The sequence below is a fragment of the Streptomyces hazeniae genome, from assembly GCF_031845485.1.
Taxonomy (GTDB): Bacteria; Actinomycetota; Actinomycetes; order Streptomycetales; family Streptomycetaceae; genus Streptomyces; species Streptomyces hazeniae.
In genome coordinates, this window is the sequence record NZ_JAVREQ010000023.1 from 83,707 (window position 1) to 102,277 (window position 18,571).

16 protein-coding genes are annotated in these 18,571 nt (G+C 74.3%); 4 read left to right on the forward strand and 12 right to left on the reverse strand.

Annotated features, from left to right (window positions below):
- The first annotated feature begins 11 nt into the window (after window positions 1-11).
- The 3 genes from RM572_RS22705 to RM572_RS22715 all read left to right on the forward strand — a co-directional run bounded on the left by RM572_RS22705 (window position 12) and on the right by RM572_RS22715 (window position 4,349).
- Window positions 12-1,067, forward strand: coding sequence for a glucose 1-dehydrogenase (locus RM572_RS22705; protein WP_311675267.1), 1,056 nt, complete (start codon window positions 12-14; stop codon window positions 1,065-1,067).
- 274 nt (window positions 1,068-1,341) lie between these two features.
- A complete protein-coding gene (locus RM572_RS22710) occupies window positions 1,342-2,166 on the forward strand; it encodes an SAM-dependent methyltransferase (RefSeq protein WP_311675268.1) in 825 nt (274 codons plus the stop codon).
- The gene (locus RM572_RS22715) at window positions 2,163-4,349 is read left to right on the forward strand and encodes a putative bifunctional diguanylate cyclase/phosphodiesterase (RefSeq protein WP_311675269.1); all 2,187 of its coding nucleotides are present in this window, start codon (window positions 2,163-2,165) and stop codon (window positions 4,347-4,349) included. Before RM572_RS22710 ends, RM572_RS22715 begins: the two co-directional genes overlap by 4 nt.
- Before the next feature lie 61 nt (window positions 4,350-4,410).
- Here the strand turns inward: RM572_RS22715 and RM572_RS22720 are convergent, their stop codons facing one another.
- The 5 genes from RM572_RS22720 to RM572_RS22740 form a co-directional block, all read right to left on the reverse strand.
- Window positions 4,411-5,340 carry an alpha/beta hydrolase gene (locus RM572_RS22720; RefSeq protein WP_311675283.1) on the reverse strand — a complete coding sequence of 310 codons (930 nt, stop codon included), beginning with the start codon at window positions 5,338-5,340 and terminating at the stop codon, window positions 4,411-4,413.
- A 67-nt stretch (window positions 5,341-5,407) separates the two neighbouring features.
- A complete protein-coding gene (locus RM572_RS22725) occupies window positions 5,408-6,691 on the reverse strand; it encodes a cytochrome P450 family protein (RefSeq protein ID WP_311675270.1) in 1,284 nt (427 codons plus the stop codon).
- 78 nt (window positions 6,692-6,769) lie between these two features.
- Complete coding sequence (locus tag RM572_RS22730; RefSeq protein ID WP_311675271.1) at window positions 6,770-7,135, reverse strand: DUF742 domain-containing protein; 366 nt, start codon at window positions 7,133-7,135, stop codon at window positions 6,770-6,772.
- Window positions 7,132-7,536 (reverse strand): roadblock/LC7 domain-containing protein, encoded by a 405-nt coding sequence (locus RM572_RS22735; RefSeq protein WP_311675272.1) that lies wholly within the window; start codon window positions 7,534-7,536, stop codon window positions 7,132-7,134. The genes RM572_RS22730 and RM572_RS22735 overlap by 4 nt, the downstream gene beginning before the upstream one ends.
- Complete coding sequence (locus tag RM572_RS22740; RefSeq protein ID WP_311675273.1) at window positions 7,533-8,738, reverse strand: sensor histidine kinase; 1,206 nt, start codon at window positions 8,736-8,738, stop codon at window positions 7,533-7,535. Before RM572_RS22740 ends, RM572_RS22735 begins: the two co-directional genes overlap by 4 nt.
- A gap of 639 nt (window positions 8,739-9,377) precedes the next feature.
- Between RM572_RS22740 and RM572_RS22745 the strand changes: the two genes are divergently transcribed.
- On the forward strand, window positions 9,378-10,172 hold the full coding sequence (locus RM572_RS22745) for a tyrosine-protein phosphatase (protein ID WP_311675274.1): 795 nt from the start codon (window positions 9,378-9,380) through the stop codon (window positions 10,170-10,172).
- Window positions 10,173-10,193: 21 nt separating this feature from the next.
- Here the strand turns inward: RM572_RS22745 and hpnH are convergent, their stop codons facing one another.
- From hpnH to hpnC, 7 genes are read right to left on the reverse strand one after another with little or no spacing between them, the layout of a single operon-like run.
- Window positions 10,194-11,216 (reverse strand): adenosyl-hopene transferase HpnH, encoded by a 1,023-nt coding sequence (hpnH, locus tag RM572_RS22750; protein WP_027762268.1) that lies wholly within the window; start codon window positions 11,214-11,216, stop codon window positions 10,194-10,196.
- A gap of 6 nt (window positions 11,217-11,222) precedes the next feature.
- Complete coding sequence (locus RM572_RS22755; protein WP_311675275.1) at window positions 11,223-11,888, reverse strand: phosphorylase family protein; 666 nt, start codon at window positions 11,886-11,888, stop codon at window positions 11,223-11,225.
- Between the two features lie 17 nt (window positions 11,889-11,905).
- Complete coding sequence (gene shc / locus RM572_RS22760) at window positions 11,906-13,882, reverse strand: squalene--hopene cyclase (protein ID WP_311675276.1); 1,977 nt, start codon at window positions 13,880-13,882, stop codon at window positions 11,906-11,908.
- Between the two features lie 13 nt (window positions 13,883-13,895).
- On the reverse strand, window positions 13,896-15,035 hold the full coding sequence (locus RM572_RS22765) for a polyprenyl synthetase family protein (protein WP_394813681.1): 1,140 nt from the start codon (window positions 15,033-15,035) through the stop codon (window positions 13,896-13,898).
- Entirely contained in the window at window positions 15,032-16,501 is a 1,470-nt protein-coding gene (hpnE, locus tag RM572_RS22770; protein ID WP_311675277.1) for a hydroxysqualene dehydroxylase HpnE, read from the reverse strand. The genes RM572_RS22765 and hpnE overlap by 4 nt, the downstream gene beginning before the upstream one ends.
- Window positions 16,498-17,457 carry a presqualene diphosphate synthase HpnD gene (hpnD, locus tag RM572_RS22775; RefSeq protein WP_311675285.1) on the reverse strand — a complete coding sequence of 320 codons (960 nt, stop codon included), beginning with the start codon at window positions 17,455-17,457 and terminating at the stop codon, window positions 16,498-16,500. The genes hpnE and hpnD overlap by 4 nt, the downstream gene beginning before the upstream one ends.
- Window positions 17,458-17,494: 37 nt before the next feature.
- Window positions 17,495-18,418 (reverse strand): squalene synthase HpnC, encoded by a 924-nt coding sequence (hpnC, locus tag RM572_RS22780; protein ID WP_311675278.1) that lies wholly within the window; start codon window positions 18,416-18,418, stop codon window positions 17,495-17,497.
- Window positions 18,419-18,571 lie beyond the last annotated feature (153 nt).

Below are 18,571 nucleotides of genomic sequence, written 5' to 3' on the forward strand. Positions count from 1 at the left end.
GTGGAGCCGCCATGCGGGCACTGACCGTCGTACCCGGCCGGGAGGGTTCCCTCCGCGTCGAGGAACGGCCGGATCCCGAACCGGCGCCCGGTGAGCTGCTGGTGGAGGGTGTCGCGATCGGCGTGTGCGGCACCGACCGGGAGATCGTCTCCGGCGCGCACGGCAGCGCCCCGCCGGGTGGGGACCGGCTGCTCATCGGGCACGAGTCACTCGGCAAGGTCCGCAGGGCGCCCGAGGGCTCGGGCTTCGTGCCCGGCGAACTGGTGGTGGGGATGGTGCGCCGCCCGGACCCGGTGCCGTGCGGGGCGTGCGCACACGGCTTCGTGGACATGTGCCGCAACGGCCGGTACGGCGAACGCGGCATCAAGGACCTGGACGGCTACGCCTCCACCCTCTGGACGGTCGACCCCGCCTACGCGGTGCGGCTGTCGCCGGGGCTGGAGCGGGTCGGGGCGCTGCTGGAGCCGACGACGGTCGTGGCCAAGGCCTGGGACCAGGTGCAGCGCATCGGGGACCGCTCGTGGTTCGCCCCGGAGTCGGTGCTGGTGACGGGCGCCGGGCCGGTCGGGCTGCTGGCGGCGCTGCTGGGCCGGCAGCGGGGGCTGACCGTGCACGTGCTGGACCGCGCCGAGGAGGGGCGGAAGCCGGAACTGGCCCGGGAACTGGGGGCGACGTACCACAGCGACGACGTGACCGCGGTGATGGAGCGGGTACGGCCGGACGTGGTGATCGAGGCGACGGGCGCTCCCTCGGTGGCGTTCGGGGCGATGCGGTCCCTGGGCCCGTACGGCGTGCTCTGCCTGACGGGGCTGTCCCCCTCCGGCCGCACGCTGCGCATCGACGCCGGTGAGCTGAACACCGAACTGGTGCTGGACAACGCGGTGGTGGTCGGTTCGGTCAACGCACACCGCGACCACTTCCGGCAGGCGGCGGCCGCGCTCGCCGGGGGCGACCGGGACTGGCTGGAGCGCGTCATCACGCGGCGGGTGCCGCTGGACTCCTTCGCCGACGCCTTCACCGAGCGGGAGCCCGGGGGCGTGAAGACGGTGCTCGAACTCGGCTCCTGATCCCCCCAGATGCCGCACCGCCGTGTCCGACGCGGCGTCAGAGAACCGCGTGTGCCCGCAACCTGGGCTTCCGCGGCGCGCGTGGCCGCGCGCTGGAGTGGGGAGAACGGAACACAAGGGGCAAGCCTCACACGGAGTTTCCTCCACAGGGGATCCGGTCTGCTCGACTTCGTGACAAGATCCAGCCTTTGAGGCGTCGATTCCTCGCCCCCGCCCCGCGCGGTCAGTAGCCTGGCGTCCGGACCGCCGAGCCGAAGAAGAGCTGGAGACCTTGATGGAACGTCCCGCGTGGGCCCCGCAGGGCATAGACCTGACCGTCCCGAGCGTTTCCCGCATCTACGACTACTACCTGGGCGGTTCGCACAACTTCGAGGTCGACCGGGAGGCGGGCCGCAAGGCCATCGAGGCCTGGCCGGGGCTGCCCAAGGTGATGCAGGCCAACCGGGCGTTCATGCGCCGCGCCATCCGGTACGCCGTCGACCAGGGCCTGACGCAGTTCCTCGACATCGGTTCCGGCATCCCCACCTTCGGCAACGTGCACGAGGTCGCCCAGCAGGCGGACCCCGCGGCGCGGGTGGTGTACGTGGACAACGACCCGGTCGCGGTGGCACACAGCCGGGCGGTGCTCCAGGACAACGACCGGACGGACGTGGTGTCCGCCGACTTCCGTGCGCCGCGCGACATCCTGCACAGCCCCGAGGTGGAGCGGCTGCTCGACCTGGACAGACCGGTGGTGCTGCTGCTGGTCGCGGTGCTGCACTTCATCGAGGACCGGGACGAGCCGTGGAAGGCGGTCGCGGAGCTGCGGGACGCGCTTCCGCCCGGCAGCATGCTGGTGATCACCCACGCTTCCGGCGACGGCGAGTACAAGGTCGCGGACCGCGGCGAGGGCACCTCGAACGTCTACCGCCGTATCGGTTCTCCGCTGCTGATGCGTTCCGAGGCGGACGTGGCGCGGTTCTTCGAGGGCTGGGACCTGGTGGAGCCGGGCCTGGTGGCGATGCCCCGGTGGCGCCCGGACTCGCCCACGGACCAGGAGGACCCGGTGATGTTCAGCGGATTCGCCGGGGTGGGCCGCAAGCCGGAGCATGCCGGGTGAATCCCGCGCCGCAGCTGAAGGGGACCGCGGCCGACGGGCTGCGGCGCTTCGCGACCATCTGGAGCCGTGCGGTCTACCCCGCGACGGCGACCTCGATGACGCGCGCGGAGTTCGAGGACTACCTCCATCCGCTCGCCGTCCGGCTCGGCGATGCGCTGCACGCGCATCCCTTCACCCCCGCGCCCGGCCGCGAGGTCGGGGAGGCGCTGGTGGCGGCGCACTGCACCGCCCCGGACGCGCTGCCGCAGATCCTCGGCGTGGTGGAGTCGTACCTCGTGCTCTACAGCGCCGCGGACACCCCGCTGCCGGTGGAGGAGGGCCGTGCCCGCTGCTCCCGCCTGCAGCACGCGGTCGCCGCCGGGTTCGCCAAGGCGCTCCGTGAGCGGACGCGTTCGGAGCAGGAGGCGCTGTCCCGGGCGGCACTGGCCGCTCAGGCAGCCGTCGAGGAGGCGCTGCACACCAGCGAGACGCGGTTCCGCACGGTCTTCAAGGACGCCACCATCGGTATCGGCATCGCCGACATGGACGGGCGGATCCGCGACGTCAACGGCGCGCTGGCCCGCATGTTCAACTGTTCCGAGGACGAGCTGCGGCGGCGGAACGTCAGCGAGTGGGTGCATCCCAGCGACGCGCCCGAGGTGTGGCGCATGCACCGGGAGCTGGTGCGCGGCGAGCGGGACCACTTCCGGGTGGAGAAGCCGTACCACCGGCCGGACGGCACGGTGCTGTGGACGAACCTCACCGTCTCGCTGCTGCGCGGCGCCGAGGGCGAGCCCCGCTACCAGCTCGCCCTGATGGAGGACATCACCGAACGGCGCCTGCTGCACCTGCGGCTGCGGTACGAGGCGACGCACGACGAGCTGACCGGCCTGCCCAACCGGACGCTGTTCGCGGAGCGGCTGGAGCGCGTGCTGGCCGGCACGGGACCGACGGGGCGTGGCGACGAGAGCCGCAGCGGCAGGTTCGGCCTGCTCTACCTGGACATCGACGGGTTCAAGGCCGTCAACGACAGCCTGGGACACGCGGTCGGCGACCAGCTGCTGGTGTCCGTGGCCGAGCGCCTCCAGTCCTGCGCGGCGGCGCCCAACCATCTGGTGGGGCGGATCGGCGGGGACGAGTTCGTCGCCCTGATCTCCAACCCCTCCGGCCGCGAGGAGGTCACCGAGCTGGCCCGGCAGGCGCTGGCCGCACTGGCCACGCCGATCACCGTCGACGGCCGCGACCTGTCGGTCCGGGCCAGCATCGGCATCGTGGAGGGCAGCAGCGGCGAACTGGGCCCCGCGGAGGTGCTGCGCAGCGCGGACATCACCATGTACCGGGCCAAGGACTCGGGCGGCAACCGGTACGAGATCGCCGACCCGGTCTCCGACGCCCGCGCGATCGACCGGCACAGCCTCACCAACCACCTGCCCGGTGCGCTGGAGCGCGGCGAGTTCTTCCTCGAGTACCAGCCGCTGATACGGATGAGCGACAGCCGGCTGACCGGCGCCGAGGCGCTGGTGCGCTGGCGGCACCCGGTGCACGGCCTGCTGGGGCCGGACCGTTTCATCCCGCTGGCCGAACACACCGGGCTGATCGTGCCGTTGGGCCGCTGGGTGCTGGAGCAGGCGGTGCGGCAGGCGTGCGACTGGTGTGCCCACCCGTTGCTGGGCGGCCGGGCGGCGGACAGCGAACCGATCCGGGTCAACGTGAACCTCTCGCCCCGGCAGCTGCACCATCCCGACCTGGTGCAGGACACCGTGGCCGTGCTGGAGTGGGCCGGCCTCACCCCCGCGTCGCTCTGTCTGGAGGTCACGGAGAGCGCTCTGATCGGCGCCGACGAGGACGAACTCAAGCCGTTGCGCCAGCTCGCCGAGATGGGCGTCGACATCGCCCTGGACGACTTCGGCACCGGCTACTCCAACCTGGCCAACCTGCGGCGGCTGCCGGCGACGACGCTGAAGCTGGACCGCTCCTTCACCCAGGGGCTCCAGCAGCATCCGGCGGACCCGGTCGACGTGACCTTCGTCGGCGGCATCGTGTCGCTGGCGCACGCGCTGGGACTGCGCGTCACCGTGGAGGGCGTGGAGACCGAGGCGCAGGCGGCGCAGCTGCGCGAGCTGGGCTGCGACACCGCGCAGGGCTGGTACTACGCGCGCCCGGCACCCGCGGAGGAGATCGTGGCGCACTGGGCGACTGCCTGAGCGGTGTTCCCGGTCCGACCGGGTCTCCCCGGCCGGCGCGGGTGTACGCCGGCCGAGCGGTTCAGCGGGCGGTGTGCGCGTCCAGCCAGGCCAGCAGGTCGGCCTGCACCTCGTCGCGGTGAATCTCGTTGAGGATCTCGTGCCGCGCCTCGGGGTACGCCCGCCAGGTCAGGTCCCGTGTGCCCAGGTAGCGGAAGTCCTCCAGCAGTTCGTACACCAGCGTCATGCCTCCGTGGCACGGATCGCGGTCGCCGACGGCGACGTGCACGGGGAGGTCGCGGGGAATGCGGGCGAGACGTGCGGGATCGTTGATCCGGCGCACGGCCAGGACCCAGTCCAGGGACAGTCCGGCGCTGAACGGGAAGCCGCACCGCGGGTCGGCGACGTACGCGTCGACCTCGGCCTCGTCGCGGGAGAGCCATTCGAAGCCGGTGCGGTGCAGGTAGGGGTCGTTGAAGGAGCCGAACAGCGACGGGACGAAGTCCGACAGGGCGTCCCGCCCCTGCTCCTCGACCTCACCGCGCAGCCGTTCGGCCGCGCTCTGCGTCTCGCAGCCGGGCAGGGAGCGGAAAGTGCCGGACAGCATCAGTCCGTCCAGGTCGCCGCCGTACTCCTGGGCGAAGTCGCGGGCCAGCTGGGAGCCCATGCTGTGCCCGAGCAGCACGTACGGCAGGTCCGGCGGCAGCGCGGACCGCGCGCGCCGCCCGACGGTGTGCAGGTCGTCGACGACCGCGCGCCAGCCGCCGGGCCCGGCGACGCCCAGGCCGCCGGTGTGGTCGGCGGTGCGGCCGTGTCCGCGGTGGTCGGAGGCGACCACCGCGTAGCCGTGGTCGGTCAGGTGGCGGGCGAACCGGTCGTAGCGGGCCGCGTGTTCGGCCGCGCCGTGCGCGATCTGCACCAGTGCGCGGGGGCTCCCGGCCGACGGCAGCCAGGTGTACGTGGCCACGGGCGTGTCGTCCGTGGCGGGGGTGAAGTCCACGGTGGCGTCCATGCGTTCTCCGTCCTGCGCGGTGGCGGCCGGCTCCTGGCCGCGACGGTACGCGATCACGCCCACGGGGTCATCGGGGCGCGACGTCCGGCGGTCTGCGGGGAGCGGTGCCGGGGAAGACGACGGGGAGCGCGGCGAGGCTGCGGTGGAACGGCCCGGGACGCCAGGTGAGCCGGTCGGGCGGGAGGGCCAGCTCCATCTCGGGCAGCAGGTCGAGCAGCGTCTCGATCGCGGCCTCGGCGATGACGCCGGCGATGTCCTTCGCGGGACACAGGTGCGGGCCGGCGCTGAAGGCCAGGTGGGAGTGGTTGGCGGCGAGCGCGCCGTGCGCGGCGACCGCCGGGTCGGTGTTGGCGGCGACGTGCGAGACCAGCACCGGAACGCCGGGCGGCACCGCGAACTCGCGGCCGCGGACGTCCCGGAGGACCTGGTCGGCGACGGCGTAGTGGAAGCAGTAGTTGGACATCGGCGGCCGGGTCCACAGCACTTCGTTCAGCGCGTCGACGACGGTGAGGCTGCCGCCGGTGAGGTCGTGGCCGAACCGGTCGTCGGTGAGGAGCAGCAGCACGGAGGTGGAGATCCACGCGGACTGCGGGGCGGTGCCGGCGCCCAGCAGCGCCACCAGCTGGTGGATGGTCTCCTCGTCGCTCAGCGCCGCGGAGTGGTTGAGCAGCCAGGACGTCACGTCGGCGCCCGGGGTGCGGCGTTTGGCGGCCACCAGGTCGCCGAGGCAGCGGGCGAGGTCGGCGCTGCCCTGCTGGGCGGCGGCCGGTTCGGCGTCGATCATGCTGCCGAAGGCGGCGGCCATCCGGGTCGCGATCTCGTCGGGGCAGCCGAAGAGCTGGGCGAGGACGAGCACGGGAAGCCGGTCCGCGTAACCGCCGACCAGGTCGGCGCCGCCGTCCGGGCCGAAGGAGTCGATGAGCGCGACGGCGCTGCGCTGGACGTAGCGGCGCAGCCGGTGCGGGTTGACGCGGGCCAGGGTGTCGTCGACGGAGGTGCGCAGCCGCAGATGGCGTTCCCCGTCGGCGAAGAGCAGGCTGGGCCGCCAGCCCATCATCGGGACCACCTGGTTGTCGAAGGGCACCCGTCCCTCGGCCATGGCGGCCCAGCGGCGGGCGTCCCGGCTGAACCAGGGGCTGCGCAGCACGTACAGGGCGACGTCGTAGTCGGTGACCAGGACGGCTTCGACACCGGGGGCGAGTTCGACCCAGTGGGCCGGGCCGCGGTCGCGCAGCGCCGCGTAGGCGGCGTCGGGGTCGGCGGCGAAGCGGGGGCCGTGCAGGGCCGGGGCCGCCACCGGACAGCGGCCGCCGGTCCGCGGCGCGGTCGCGGGGTGGTGTGGGGTCGTCACGGAGGCTCCAGGTGCGGCGTGCGGTGGGGCTGGTGGGGGCGGCGGACGGGGGCGCGGGGAGGCGCGGCCTGTCGCGGCTCAGAGGGCGTGGAGGCCGGCCAGGACGCGTTCCAGGATCTGCACCTCGCTGAGGTGTTCCGGTGTCCGGGCCTCCGGCAGCCGGGTGACCAGGTGGCCGGTGTCCAGCAGGTCGGAGAGCAGGACGCGGGTCACGGTGAGCGGCTGCCCGAGGTGGCTGGCGAGTTCGACGACCGAGAGGAAGCCGCCGCGCACCATGTCCACGGCCGCCCGCTGCTCGGGCGCCAGCCCGGCGGTGGTGCGGTCGGGCGTCGCCGTCACCAGGGTGACCACGTCCAGCACGTGGGTGTTGCGGGTGGGCCGGGCCCGGCCGCCGGTGATGACGTAGGCGCGGACCAGGTCCGCACGGCGGCGCGGGCGGCTCACCGTGGACTGCCCACGCTCTGCCGGGGCGGGCTGACCAGCTCCCGGCCCATCTGCCCGACGACCTGGTGCATGCGGTAGGCGACCGCCTCGATGTCGGCGTCGGCGCCGGTGGCGACGGACATGAACATGCCTTCCCCGGCCCGGACGGTGAGCACGAAGCCACCGCCGAACTGCACCAGGGACTGCTCCCAGGAGTCCTCTCCGGCCCGGCAGAACCGCGCGGTGGCCCGGCTGGTCGCCTGCACGCCGGCCAGGGCCGCGGCGACGGTCTCGGCGTCGTCCCGTTCCAGGCCGGGTGAGAAGGCCCGCAGGAGGCCGTCCGCGGAGACGAGGATCGCATCGAGCACACCGGGCTGGTCCAGTACCTGGCGGAGCATCCAGGCGTCACGGTTGTCGGTCATGCCTCTGGGTTCCCTTCGGTGGTCGGTCGTGCATGGCGGGCGGCCCGGCTGCCGCGGAGGAAGCCGCCGAGCGGCGCCGGGGACGGGTCGGGGCCCGCCGTGGCGGGCGGCCCGGGCGGGGGTGCGGGCGGCCCCTCGCCGTCGGTGCGGGGGACGCGCCGGGGCAGTCCGACGGCGGTGACGGGCGGGTCCGCGGCGGCGGTGCGCTGCGGGGGCGGTGCGGGTGCCGAGGGGGCGGTGCGCTGCGGGGGCGGTGCGGGTGCCGAGGGGGCCACGGCGGGGACGGCCGCGTCGTCGTGGCCGGGCGGCGGGAGGGCGTCGGTGAGCAGTTCGCTGGGCAGGTTCACCACGGCGCGGACGCCGCCGAAGGCGGAGCTCCCGTCGACGTGCACGGTGAAGCCGTAGCGGCGGGCCAGCAGGGCGCACACGACCAGTCCGAAGTGCGGCGGGTTGCCGAGTCCGGTCAGGTCCGGCGCGGGCCCGTCGGGAGCGAGGACGCGGGCGACGCGTTCCCGCTCGGCCGGGTTGAGCCCGATGCCGGCGTCCTCGATGACGACGGCCAGCCCGTGGTGCGTGAGCTGGACGTGCACCTGCACCAGCGTGCTGGGGTTGGAGTAACGGGTGGCGTTCTCCAGCAGTTCGGCGAGCGTGAGGACGAGCCCCTCGACCACGCGGCCGACGACGCCCCTGCCGTCCTCCACCCGCACGAGCTGGACGCGCCGGTAGTCCAGGATGCGGCCCACCGCGCCGCGCACCACGTCGACCAGCGGGGTGGCGTCGTGCTGGCGCCCGGGCCAGGAGCCGCAGACCACGGTGATGCCGGCGGACCGGCGAAGGATCTGGGCGTTGGTGTGGTCGACGACGAGCAGGTCTTCGACGAAGTCGGGGTCGTCGTGGCGCCGCAGCATGTCGGTGATCTTCTTCTGCTGGCTGTTGGCGAGCCCCTGCACCGTGCGGGCCACCGAGCGCAGCAGGCCCTGTGTCGCCTCCTCCGCCTGCTGGTGGGCCTCGGCGAGCGCGTCGGGCAGCACACTGGCCCGGTATCGGGCCAGTTCGTCCTGTCCGGCTCGTACCTCCGCGCGGGACTCCGCCAGTTCGCGGCGCAGCCGGCGCAGGGTACGCAGCCGCAGGGACAGTGCGACCAGCGCGCACACCAGCGCCGCCTCCACGAGGGGGCGCAGGGCGTCGGCGAGGTCAGGCATGGGCAACGTCCTCGGGGACTCGGGGGAAGGCGGGACAGCGGAGAACCGTCACGCTATACGCCCCCGCAACCACACAGAGTCGTCTCCGCGCCGTTCGCCACCCTCGCCAGACCCGATCGGGTGACGCCCGAGGCTTCGAGAGGGGAAGCATGGGGAGCGCAACCCCGGTGTGGTGTGCACGAGTTGACCCGGCGACGGACAGCGGCCGCCGGGCGGCGGAACGACGCCGAGGAGTCGTCCGGAACGCAGCGACCCAGTACCTGCCCGGCGGATCTTCCCGGGCCCGCGACGACGGCTGCGGCACCTCTCCCCCGTGGCCCTTCGGGCACGGGGGCGCCCCCACCTCGCCGCCTCGCGCGCGTACGACGAGCACGCGCTGCGATCCTCCGCCGTGCGATGCGTCCCCGCGGCCCTGGCGGACCTGGGGAGACCCCGTGCATCCGGCGCCGCGGGCCGACCCTCGAAGGTCCACCGGACAGGCTCTAAGCCCGGGATGTCTGAATCGGCACGCATGCCCGTACGGTATATGCCTCGCCACGGAACGTGAACCCCTGTGCGAGTGCCGTATCGTCGGGAGGGCCGGAATCGAGCCATCCGCCGACCGCCCACCGGGCCGGGCCCGACCCTCAGGGAGCGCATGTGACGCAGCAGTCCGCCGAGCCGAAGCTGACCGGGGTGCGCAACTTCCGCGACGTGGGCGGGCTGCCGGCCGCCGAGGGGCGCCGGGTGCGTCCGGGCGTCCTGTTCCGCAGCGGCCATCTGGCGCACGCGACCGCGGAGGACGTGGAGTTCCTCGGCGGGCTGGGGCTGCACACGGTCTTCGACTTCCGCAACGCGGCCGACCAGGCACTGGAGGGGCCGGACGCCCGGCTGCCGGGCGTCCGCAACGTCAACATTCCGCTGACGGATCCGGCGGAGGGCGCGGAGTTCTGGCGGATGGTGCGGGACGGGGACATGGCGCAGCTGCGCCGGGCGCTCTCGGACGGGCAGGCCGCCGGCCGGATGACGGCCTCGTACCGGTCGATCATCCGGCACCGGACGGGCGAGCACAGCCGGGTGCTGCACGCCATGGCCGAGGACAGCCTGCCCGCCCTCATGCACTGCGCCGCGGGCAAGGACCGTGCGGGCCTCTCCGTCGCCGTGACGCTGCTCGCGGTCGGCGTGGACCGGGAGGCGATAGAGGCGGACTACCTCACGTCGAACTCCCCGCACCGCCGCTACAAGGTGCACCGTTCCGAAGGCGCGGAGGGCGGGCTGTCGCCCGAGGTGATGGAGCTGCTGGCGCCGCTCTTCGACGCCCGCCCCGCCTACCTCGCTGCGGCGTACGACGCCATCGAGGAGACGTGGGGCGGGGTCGAGAGCTACCTCGGGGAGGGCCTGAAGCTGGCCGACGGGACGCGCGAACGGCTCCGGGCCCGCCTGCTCGAGGACTGAGCGCGCCGGGCGGCGAGCGTCTCACGCCTTCGAGCCGCCCACGGTCTCGCGCACGGCCCGCAGCGACTCCCTGAGCGAGCCCATCGTCGCCAGCACGGCGGTGGGCTCGTACCCGCAGTGCGCCATGCAGTTGGCGCACCGCGCGTCGCGGCCGCGGCCGTACGCCTCCCAGTCGGTCTCCTCCACCAGCTCGCGATAGGTGGCCACATAGCCGTCGCTCATCAGGTAGCAGGGGCGCTGCCAGCCGAAGAGGGAGTAGTTGGGGATCGCCCACGCGGTGCAGGGGAAGTCGGCCCGGCCTTCCAGGAAGTCGAGGAAGAGCGGGCTGTGGTTGAGCCGCCAGCGGCGGCGGTTGCCGCCCGCAAACGCCTTCCGGAAGAGCGCGCGGGTCTGCTCGACGCCCAGGAAGTGGTCCTGGTCGGGGGCCTTCTCGTAGGCATAGGCGGGCGAGATCATCATCTCGTCGACCCGCAGCTCGTCGTTGAGGTAGTCGAGCACGTCCACGACGGTCTGCGGGGTGTCGGTGTTGAAGAACGTCGAGTTGGTGGTGACCCGGAAGCCGCGCCGCTGGGCCTCCCTGATCGCGGCCACCGCCTCGTCGAAGACGCCCTCCTTGGCCACCGAGGCGTCGTGGCGCTCGCGGAGCCCGTCGATGTGCACCGCAAACGCGAAGTACGGCGACGGCGTGAAGAGATCCATCTTCTTGCGCAGCAGCATGGCGTTGGTGCACAGGAAGACGTACTTGCGGCGCGCGACGAGCTGCCGCACGATCTCGCCGATCTGCGGGTGCATCAGCGGCTCGCCGCCCGCGATCGACACCATCGGCGCGCCCGACTCCAGGACCGCACCGACCGCCTGCGCGACCGGCATGCGCTGCTTGAGCACGCCCGCCGGATGCTGGATCTTGCCGCATCCCTCGCAGGCCAGGTTGCAGGCGTAGAGCGGTTCCAGTTCGACGATCAGCGGGAACTTGTCCCGCCTGCGGAGCTTCTGCTGGGCCAGGTAGGTGCCGATGCGGACGGTCTGGCGGAGCGGCATGGCCATGGCGGCTCACCTCCGGGAGAGCGGCAGGGATCGGTGCCAGGCGAGGAGCGCCGGCAGCAGGGTGCACAGGACACGGAATGCCGATATTCCTCCCCGCAGCGTCCCGATCCGCAGCAGCTCGTGGCCGGGAGCGTCCACCACCACCCGTACGGCGGTCACCGGGCGGTCCGGGGCGCCACGGACGGCGGCGGCCAGCGTCGCGGCGGACTCCATGTCCACGGCGACCGCTCCGGTGCCGCGCAGCGCGTCGCGCCGACCCCCGCGCACGACGTGGCCGGATCCGGCGATCGGGCCGGTGTGCACGGTGCCGAGCTCCGCCAGGGCCCGGGCGAGCGGCGTGTTCCCGCTGCACGGGGTGCGGCCGGCGGCGTCGCGGGTCTCCTCGGCGAGGATCAGGTCGCCGGGGCGCATCCCGGGCAGCAGCCCGGCGCAGAACCCCGCAGCGACCACGGCGGTGCCGCCCGGCACCGGCTCGTCCCGCAGCGCCCGCGCCAGGGCACCGCGGGCGGCCGCGGGGCCCATGCCGGTGCGGAGCACCGTCACGGGCCCCGGGCCGACGGCGGGGCCGGTGCGGCGGGTCAGCGCGAACCGTTCGACGCCGAGCGCGCAGGCGACCAGCAGCGGCGCGGTGGCAGGCGGCCGGGTGCCCGCCCCGGGCGGCGGGGCGGGCACGGGACCGGACCGCCCGTTCACGCCGCGGCCCGGGGCTCCGGGTTGCCGTGCAGGTAGCGGCCCAGGGCCATCAGCGGGAACACCTGCCGGTAGAGGTGGTAGTTGATGGAGAAGTCCCAGGGGAAGCCGGTGCCGGTGAACCACGGCTCCTCCCAGGAACCGTCCTCCCGCTGGGTGCGGGCCAGCCACTCCACGCCCCGGCGGGCGGCCTGGCCGTCCCGTTCACCGGCGGCGAGCAGGGCCAGCAGCGCCCAGCCGGTCTGGGAGGCCGTGGAGGCGCCGCGACCGACCCAGTCGGGCTCGGGGTAGGAGCGCAGGTCCTCGCCCCAGCCGCCGTCGTCGTTCTGGACCTTCTCCAGCCAGGCGACGGAGCGGCGGATCGCCGGATGGCCGTCGGGGACGCCGGCCGCGACGAGTGCGGGCACGACGGCGCCGGTGCCGTAGACGTGGTTGACGCCCCAGCGGCCGAACCAGGCTCCGCTCGCCTCCTGTTCGGCGAGCAGCCAGCGCACGGCGCGCCGGGTGGCGGGCTCGTCGGCACGGCCCTCGTGGGCCAGCATCTCCACCACGTGCGCGGTGACGTCGGCCGACGGCGGGTCGATGACCTCGCCGAAGTCGCAGAACGGCAGCCGGTTGGGGAGGCTGCTGGTGTTGTCGGCGTCGAAAGCCCCCCAGGCCCCGTCCCTGGACTGCATGCCCAGCGACCAGCGCACGGCACGGGCGACCGCGGCGTCGATCCGTGACGGGTCGGGGTGCCGCAGGCGCCGGAGCGCGAGCGCCACCTCGGCGGTGTCGTCGAGGTCGGGGTAGGTGACGTTGTGGAACTCGAACGCCCAGCCCCCGGGCGGCAGTCCGGGTCTGCGCACGGACCAGTCGCCGGGCCGGGTGATCTCCTCGCCCAGCATCCAGTCGCCGGCCTTCAGCAGCGCGGGGTGGTCGGCGGGGAGGCCGGCGTCGGAAAGGGCGAGCGTGGCCAGGCAGGTGTCCCACACCGGTGACTGGCAGGCCTCGACCATACGGACCGGCCCGTCGGGGGTCTCCCGCCACACGGCGAAGCGGTCCAGGGACTCCAGCCCGGCGCGCAGTACCGGGTGGTCCAGGTCGTAGCCGAGCAGCCGCAGCGCGATGACGGAGTACACCGCCGGAGGCTGGATGCCGCCCCAGCAGCCGTCGTTCTCCTGACGCTCGACGATCCACCGGCCGGCGTCCCGCAGGGCGGCGCGGCGCAGCGGCCGCAGCGCGACGCCCCGGTAGGCGTGCAGCGCGCGGTCGAGGCGCTGGAAGACGCCGTCCCAGGTGAACGCGGAGGCCGTACGACCGCGCGGGGGGCAGGGCCGGGCGGGGTCGCGGTGCAGTTCGTCCAGGGCGAACGGGGCCGGACGCACCGGGCGGTGCGCGGAGACGACGGTGAGCGGCACGATGGTCTGCCGCGCCCAGCAGCCGAAGTCGTAGATGTTGAGCGGGAACCAGCGGGGCAGGTAGACCAGCTCCGGCGGCAGCTCCGGCAGGTCCTCCCAGCGCCACCAGCCGAACAGGGCCAGCCAGATGCGGGTGAAGACACGGGCGGTGGCGACGCCGCCGCGTCTGCGCACCCAGGCGGAGGCCCGCGCCATGTGCGCGTCCGCCGGGTCGTCGCCGGCCAGACGCAGCGCGACGTAGGCCTCGACCGTGGTGGAGACGTCGCCGGGGCCGCCGTGGAAGGTTGCCCAGGCACCGTCCTCGCGCTGCTGGGAACGGATCCAGCGGGCGCTCGCCTCCGTGAGCTTGGCGTCCTGGACGCCGAGGAACTCGCGCAGCAGCAGGTCCTCGGCGTCCATGGTGACGTTCGTCTCCAGGTCGCCCTTCCACCAGCCCGCCGTGTCCTGACGGGCCAGCAGGTGCTCGACGGCGCGGGCGGCGGCGTCCTCGGCGGTTCTCCGCAGCGGGGTGCCGTGCACCTGCCCGAGCGTGGCGGCGGGGACGGCGGCGCTGCCGCTCCCGGCTGTGGTGGTCATACCTACCCCTTCCTCACCGTTGTCTCACGACCACGAAGTCGGCGAGCGCCGTGAACTGCTCGCGCACGTGGCCGGGCATGGCGACGCGGTCCAGGGCCCGCAGCGCCCCGGCGTGCTGGCGGCGGGCCTCCTGCTCCGTCCAGGCGCGGCCGCCGGCCTCCTCGATGAGGGCGGCGCGGGCGGCGAACTCGGCCTCGTCGAAGTCCTCGAACTCGGCCTGGCTCTTCTTGGCGTCGGCCGTCATCAGCTCGGCGAGGCGGCGGGCGGCGTCGCCGGGCGCGGCGAGGGCGGCGGAGACCGGCAGCGACTTCTTGCGCTGCCGCAGGTCACTCCATGCCTTCTTGCCGGTGGCGGCCGGGTCGCCCCAGATGCCGAGCAGGTCGTCAACGGCCTGGAAGGCCAGGCCGAGGTGGAAGCCGTAGTCCTCCAGGGCGTCGGCGGTGTCCTCGTCGGCGCCGCCGAGGACGGCTCCGATGGAGGTGGCGCACGCCAGGAGGGCGGCGGTCTTGTTGCCCTCCATCTCCAGGCACTCCTCGACGGTGACCCGTTCACGGTGCTCGTAGGAGATGTCCTGGGCCTGACCGTCGATCAGCTTGCGGGAAGCCGCGGTGAGCCGCCGGGTGGCGCGGCCCGCCTCGGGGGTGCCCAGCTCCAGCAGTATTTCGCCGGCCAGGGCGAACAGCGCGTCACCGACGAGGATCGCCTGGGCGGGGCCGTGCACCTTCCACACGGTGTCGCGGTGGCGGCGCTGCTCGTCGCCGTCCATCAGGTCGTCGTGCAGCAGCGAGAAGTTGTGCACCAGCTCCACCGCGGCGGCTCCGGGGAGGGCCGTCTCGGCGGCGGCGCCGGCGGCCTCGGCGGAGAGCAGCGCCAGGGCGGGACGTACGGCCTTGCCGCCGTCGCCGTCGGCGGGGTCGCCGTGGGCGTCGATCCAGCCGAAGTGGTAGGCGGCGACGGTGTCCATCGGGGAGGCGAGCCGGCCGACGGCGGCGCGCAGCACGGGAGTGGACAGGGCGCGGCCGCGTTCCAGCAGGGCGGTGACCTTGGCGGTGTCGGCCGCGCTGGGGCCCTCGGGCAGGCCCGCTCCGGCCGTGCCGCTCCCCCGGTCCGCCGGCGCGGCGGCCTCTTCTGCGCGTTCGGTGGTGGCGCTCATGCCACGGCCCTTCTCTCGATGCGGTGCGATGGATCTGCGTCGTGCGGGCGGCCTGCGGCGTCGAGGGCCGCCCGCGCGGCGGCGAGGCCGCTCCGTACGGCGCTCTCCATGGTTGCTGGCCAGCCAGTATCGGTCCAAGCTCCGGCGAGCTGGACACCGGGCAGCCGGGTGCGGCTTCCGGGGCGCAGCCGGGCGGTGCCGGGAGCGGGCGCGAAGGTGGCGGTGCGCTCCCGGGTGACGAAGAAGTCGCGCACCCGCGCGCCGTGTGCGGCGGGCAGCAGGCGTTCCAGCGCGGGCAGGTAGCGGGCGCGGAGGTCCTTCAGGGGGCGGTCGATGTCGTCGTGCGCGGCGGACTGGGAGAGGGCGAGGTACTGGCCGGGGCCGGTGAGGCCGGAGGGCTCGGTGCGGTCGAAGACCCATTGGACGTCGCTGCCGAGGGCGGCGAAGAAGGGACGGCGCAGCACCGGCCGGTCGTAGACGACGTGGACGTTGAGGATGGGCGCGTCGCCGAGCGAGAGCAGGCGGCGTGCTTCGGGCAGGGCGCCGTCGGGCAGCAGCCGGTACGCCTCGCGGTGCGGCACGGCGAGGACGACGGTACCGGCGGTGAACTCCTCGGACGGGCCGGGGCCGCTGTCGGCGGTCACCCGCCAGGGCGCGGGGCGGCCCGGCGGGGGCCCGGCGGGGGTGAGGTCGCGGACGCGGGCGCGCAGCCGGACGTCCACGCCTGCGCGGTCCAGGGCGGCGCGGGCGAGCGTGTCGTGGAGGTCGCCGAGCGGGACGCGGGCGGCTCCGATGTCGGCGGCGCCGGGCGCGGACAGCAGCCCGGTGCGGAAGACCTTCGCGGCGAGCGCGAGGGAGGCGTGCGGGGCGCGCGCGTTGAGGGTGGCCACGCCCACCAGGTCCCAGAGGGCCTCGACGGCCCGGGGTGTCTGGCCCCGGCGGTGCAGCCAGGAGGCGAAGTCGGTGCGGTCCAGGTCGGGGTCGGCGGGGTCGAGGCTGCGCAGAGCGAGTGCCGCGCGCGCGGCGCTCACCCGTTCGGCGGGCGAGAGGTGCGGGTAGCCGGCGAGGCTGGCCGCCAGGTGCAGCGGGACGGGCAGGGCCGTGCGGTGCAGCCGTCCCAGCCGGCCGGTCGCCGCGTCCAGGACGGGGACGTCCAGCCGCCGCTGGACGGGAGCGAGGTGCGTGCCGCCGATACGGCCGAGGAACCACTGGTAGGCGGTGCAGCAGCGCAGGTGCACGTGCTGGCCGTTGTCGACGGTGAGGGGGCCGGCCGGCGAGTCGCGGCGGAAGGAGAAGGCCAGTCCGCCCAGGCGCGGCCGGGACTCCAGCAGTGTGACGCGCAGTCCGGCGTCGGCGAGGCTCAGCGCGGCCGTGGTGCCGGCGAGTCCCCCGCCGACGACGACGGCGCGCCGTTCCGGCAGGGGCTCGGGCTCCGCCGAGGGGTGCGTGTGCGGGTTGCGGGTCATGCGCCGCTCCGCAGGGGGAGGGCGCGGCGGGCGTTGCGGGCGGCCTGTCTGCTGTCGCTGCCGGCGAGCCCGCGCAGTGCGACGTAGGCCTTCTCGCGGGAGGGCAGGGAGACGCGGCCGCGGAGCACGGCGAGCGGGTCGTGAGCGATGCGGTCCAGGAGGCGGTGGTAGATGCCGGCCATGGCGGCGACGCAGGCGCCGGACCGGCGGTCGAGCATGGGGAGCAGGGTGTACCCCTCGTCGAAGAGGGTGCGGGCGCGCCGCACCTCGAAATGGATCAGTCCGGCGAAGTCGGCGCCGGGGGGTGGCGAGTCGGTGGAGAAGCCGCCGGAGCAGCCGAAGGTGTCGAGGTCCTCGGTGGGCAGATAGGTGCGTCCGCTCTCTGCGTCTTCCCGGACGTCGCGGAGGATATTGGTGAGCTGGAGGGCGAGGCCGAGCGTATCGGCGTACTGTGCGGCGCGAGCAGACTCGCGCGCGCCGCCGCGTGCTCCGGTGCCCAGGCCGGCGGCCGTGCCGAAGACCCCGAGCGACAGCCGCCCCACGGTGCCCGCCACGCAGCGGCAGTACTCGCGCAGTTCCTCCCAGGTCTCGTAGCGGCGGCCGTGCACGTCCATGAGGACGCCGTCGATCAGCTCGTCCAGCGCGTCCAGGGGGATGGGGTAGCTGCGCGCGGCGTGTCCGAGGGCGACGGCGACCGGGTCGGTGTCGTCCTCGGACACGCCGCCGTCGCGGACCCGGGTGAGGACGGCGCGCGCCTCGGCGAGCCGCGCCTCCTTGGCGGCGGCGCCGAGCGGGCCGTCACCGATGTCGTCGATCCGGCGGGAGAAGGCGTAGAGGGCGGACATGGCGCGCCGCTTGCCCGGCGGCAGCAGGCGGATGCCGTAGGAGAAGTTCCGGGCCTGGCTGCCGGTGACGGCCTCGCAGTACGTGTAGGCGGCGAGGACGGGCGGGGACAGCCGGAGTTCGCACTGGGCTGTGACCACGGTGGTTCGGTCACCCCTCTCTTCGCAGGGCCGCACCCGCGCCGCGCAGCAGGCCGGCCTTGGTGGGTGCGGGGGGTCCGGGCAGTACGTCGTGGCCGGCGCGCCGGATCGCGGCGAGCGCCGCCCGTCCCCCGCCGACGTAGCCGGCGAGCAGCAGGCGGAGCCTGCCGCGGACGCTGCGGACCAGCGGGGTGCCCTGGTCGAGCAGCCGGTGTCCGCGCTCGCACTCGAAGGCGATGAGGGCCCGCAGGGGGGCGCCGGCCGTGGGAGCGGCCAGGTCCGTCTCGGTGACCCCGAAGCGCCGCATGTCCCGGGCGGGGAGGTAGACGCGGTCGCGGCGCAGGTCCTCGGCGACGTCCTGGAGGTGTTCGACGATCTGCAGGCCGGTGCACACCGCGTCGGAGTGGCGGAGGCGTTCGGGGGTGGCGGTGCCGGTGACGGCGAGCACCAGCCGGCCGACGGGGTTGGCGGACAGTTCGCAGTAGCGTTCGAGGTCCGCGAGGGTCTCGTAGCGGCGGACCTTCTGGTCCTGCCGGTTGGCCTCGATCAGGCCGAGGAAGGGCTCGGGGCCGAGCGCGTGCGCCCGTACGGTCGGGACGAGCGCGGCGAGCAGCGGGTGGCGGGGCGGTCCCGCGCCCGTGGTGTCCGGGCGGCCCGTCGCGGCGTGGAGGGCGCGGTACAGGTCCGCCTCGAAGGCGTCGAGCAGGGCCAGCCGGTCGTGGGCGCTCTCCGGTCCTACGCCGAGTAGTGCGGCGTCGTGGCCGCCCGGGGCGAGGTCGCCGTCGCCGATGTCGTCCACCAGCCGGGCGTAGCCGTAGACGGCCATCAGGTCGCGGCGCCAGGCCTTGGGCAGCATCCGGGGCGCGACCGGGAAGTTCTCGTGCGCGGCCTTGTCGAGCACGGCGCGCGTGCGCGCGTCCGCTTGCGCGGTCACCGCGGGCTGCCATGATCCGGAACCGTCACATGTCCGTTTCTACACCCTCATCACGGTATGCCCCATTTCGGACACGCCCATCGGGGTGCCCGCCCGCGAACCCCGGCTCCCGCCCGCTCACGAACCCGGTCCCCACCCACCCGCGCACCCCGG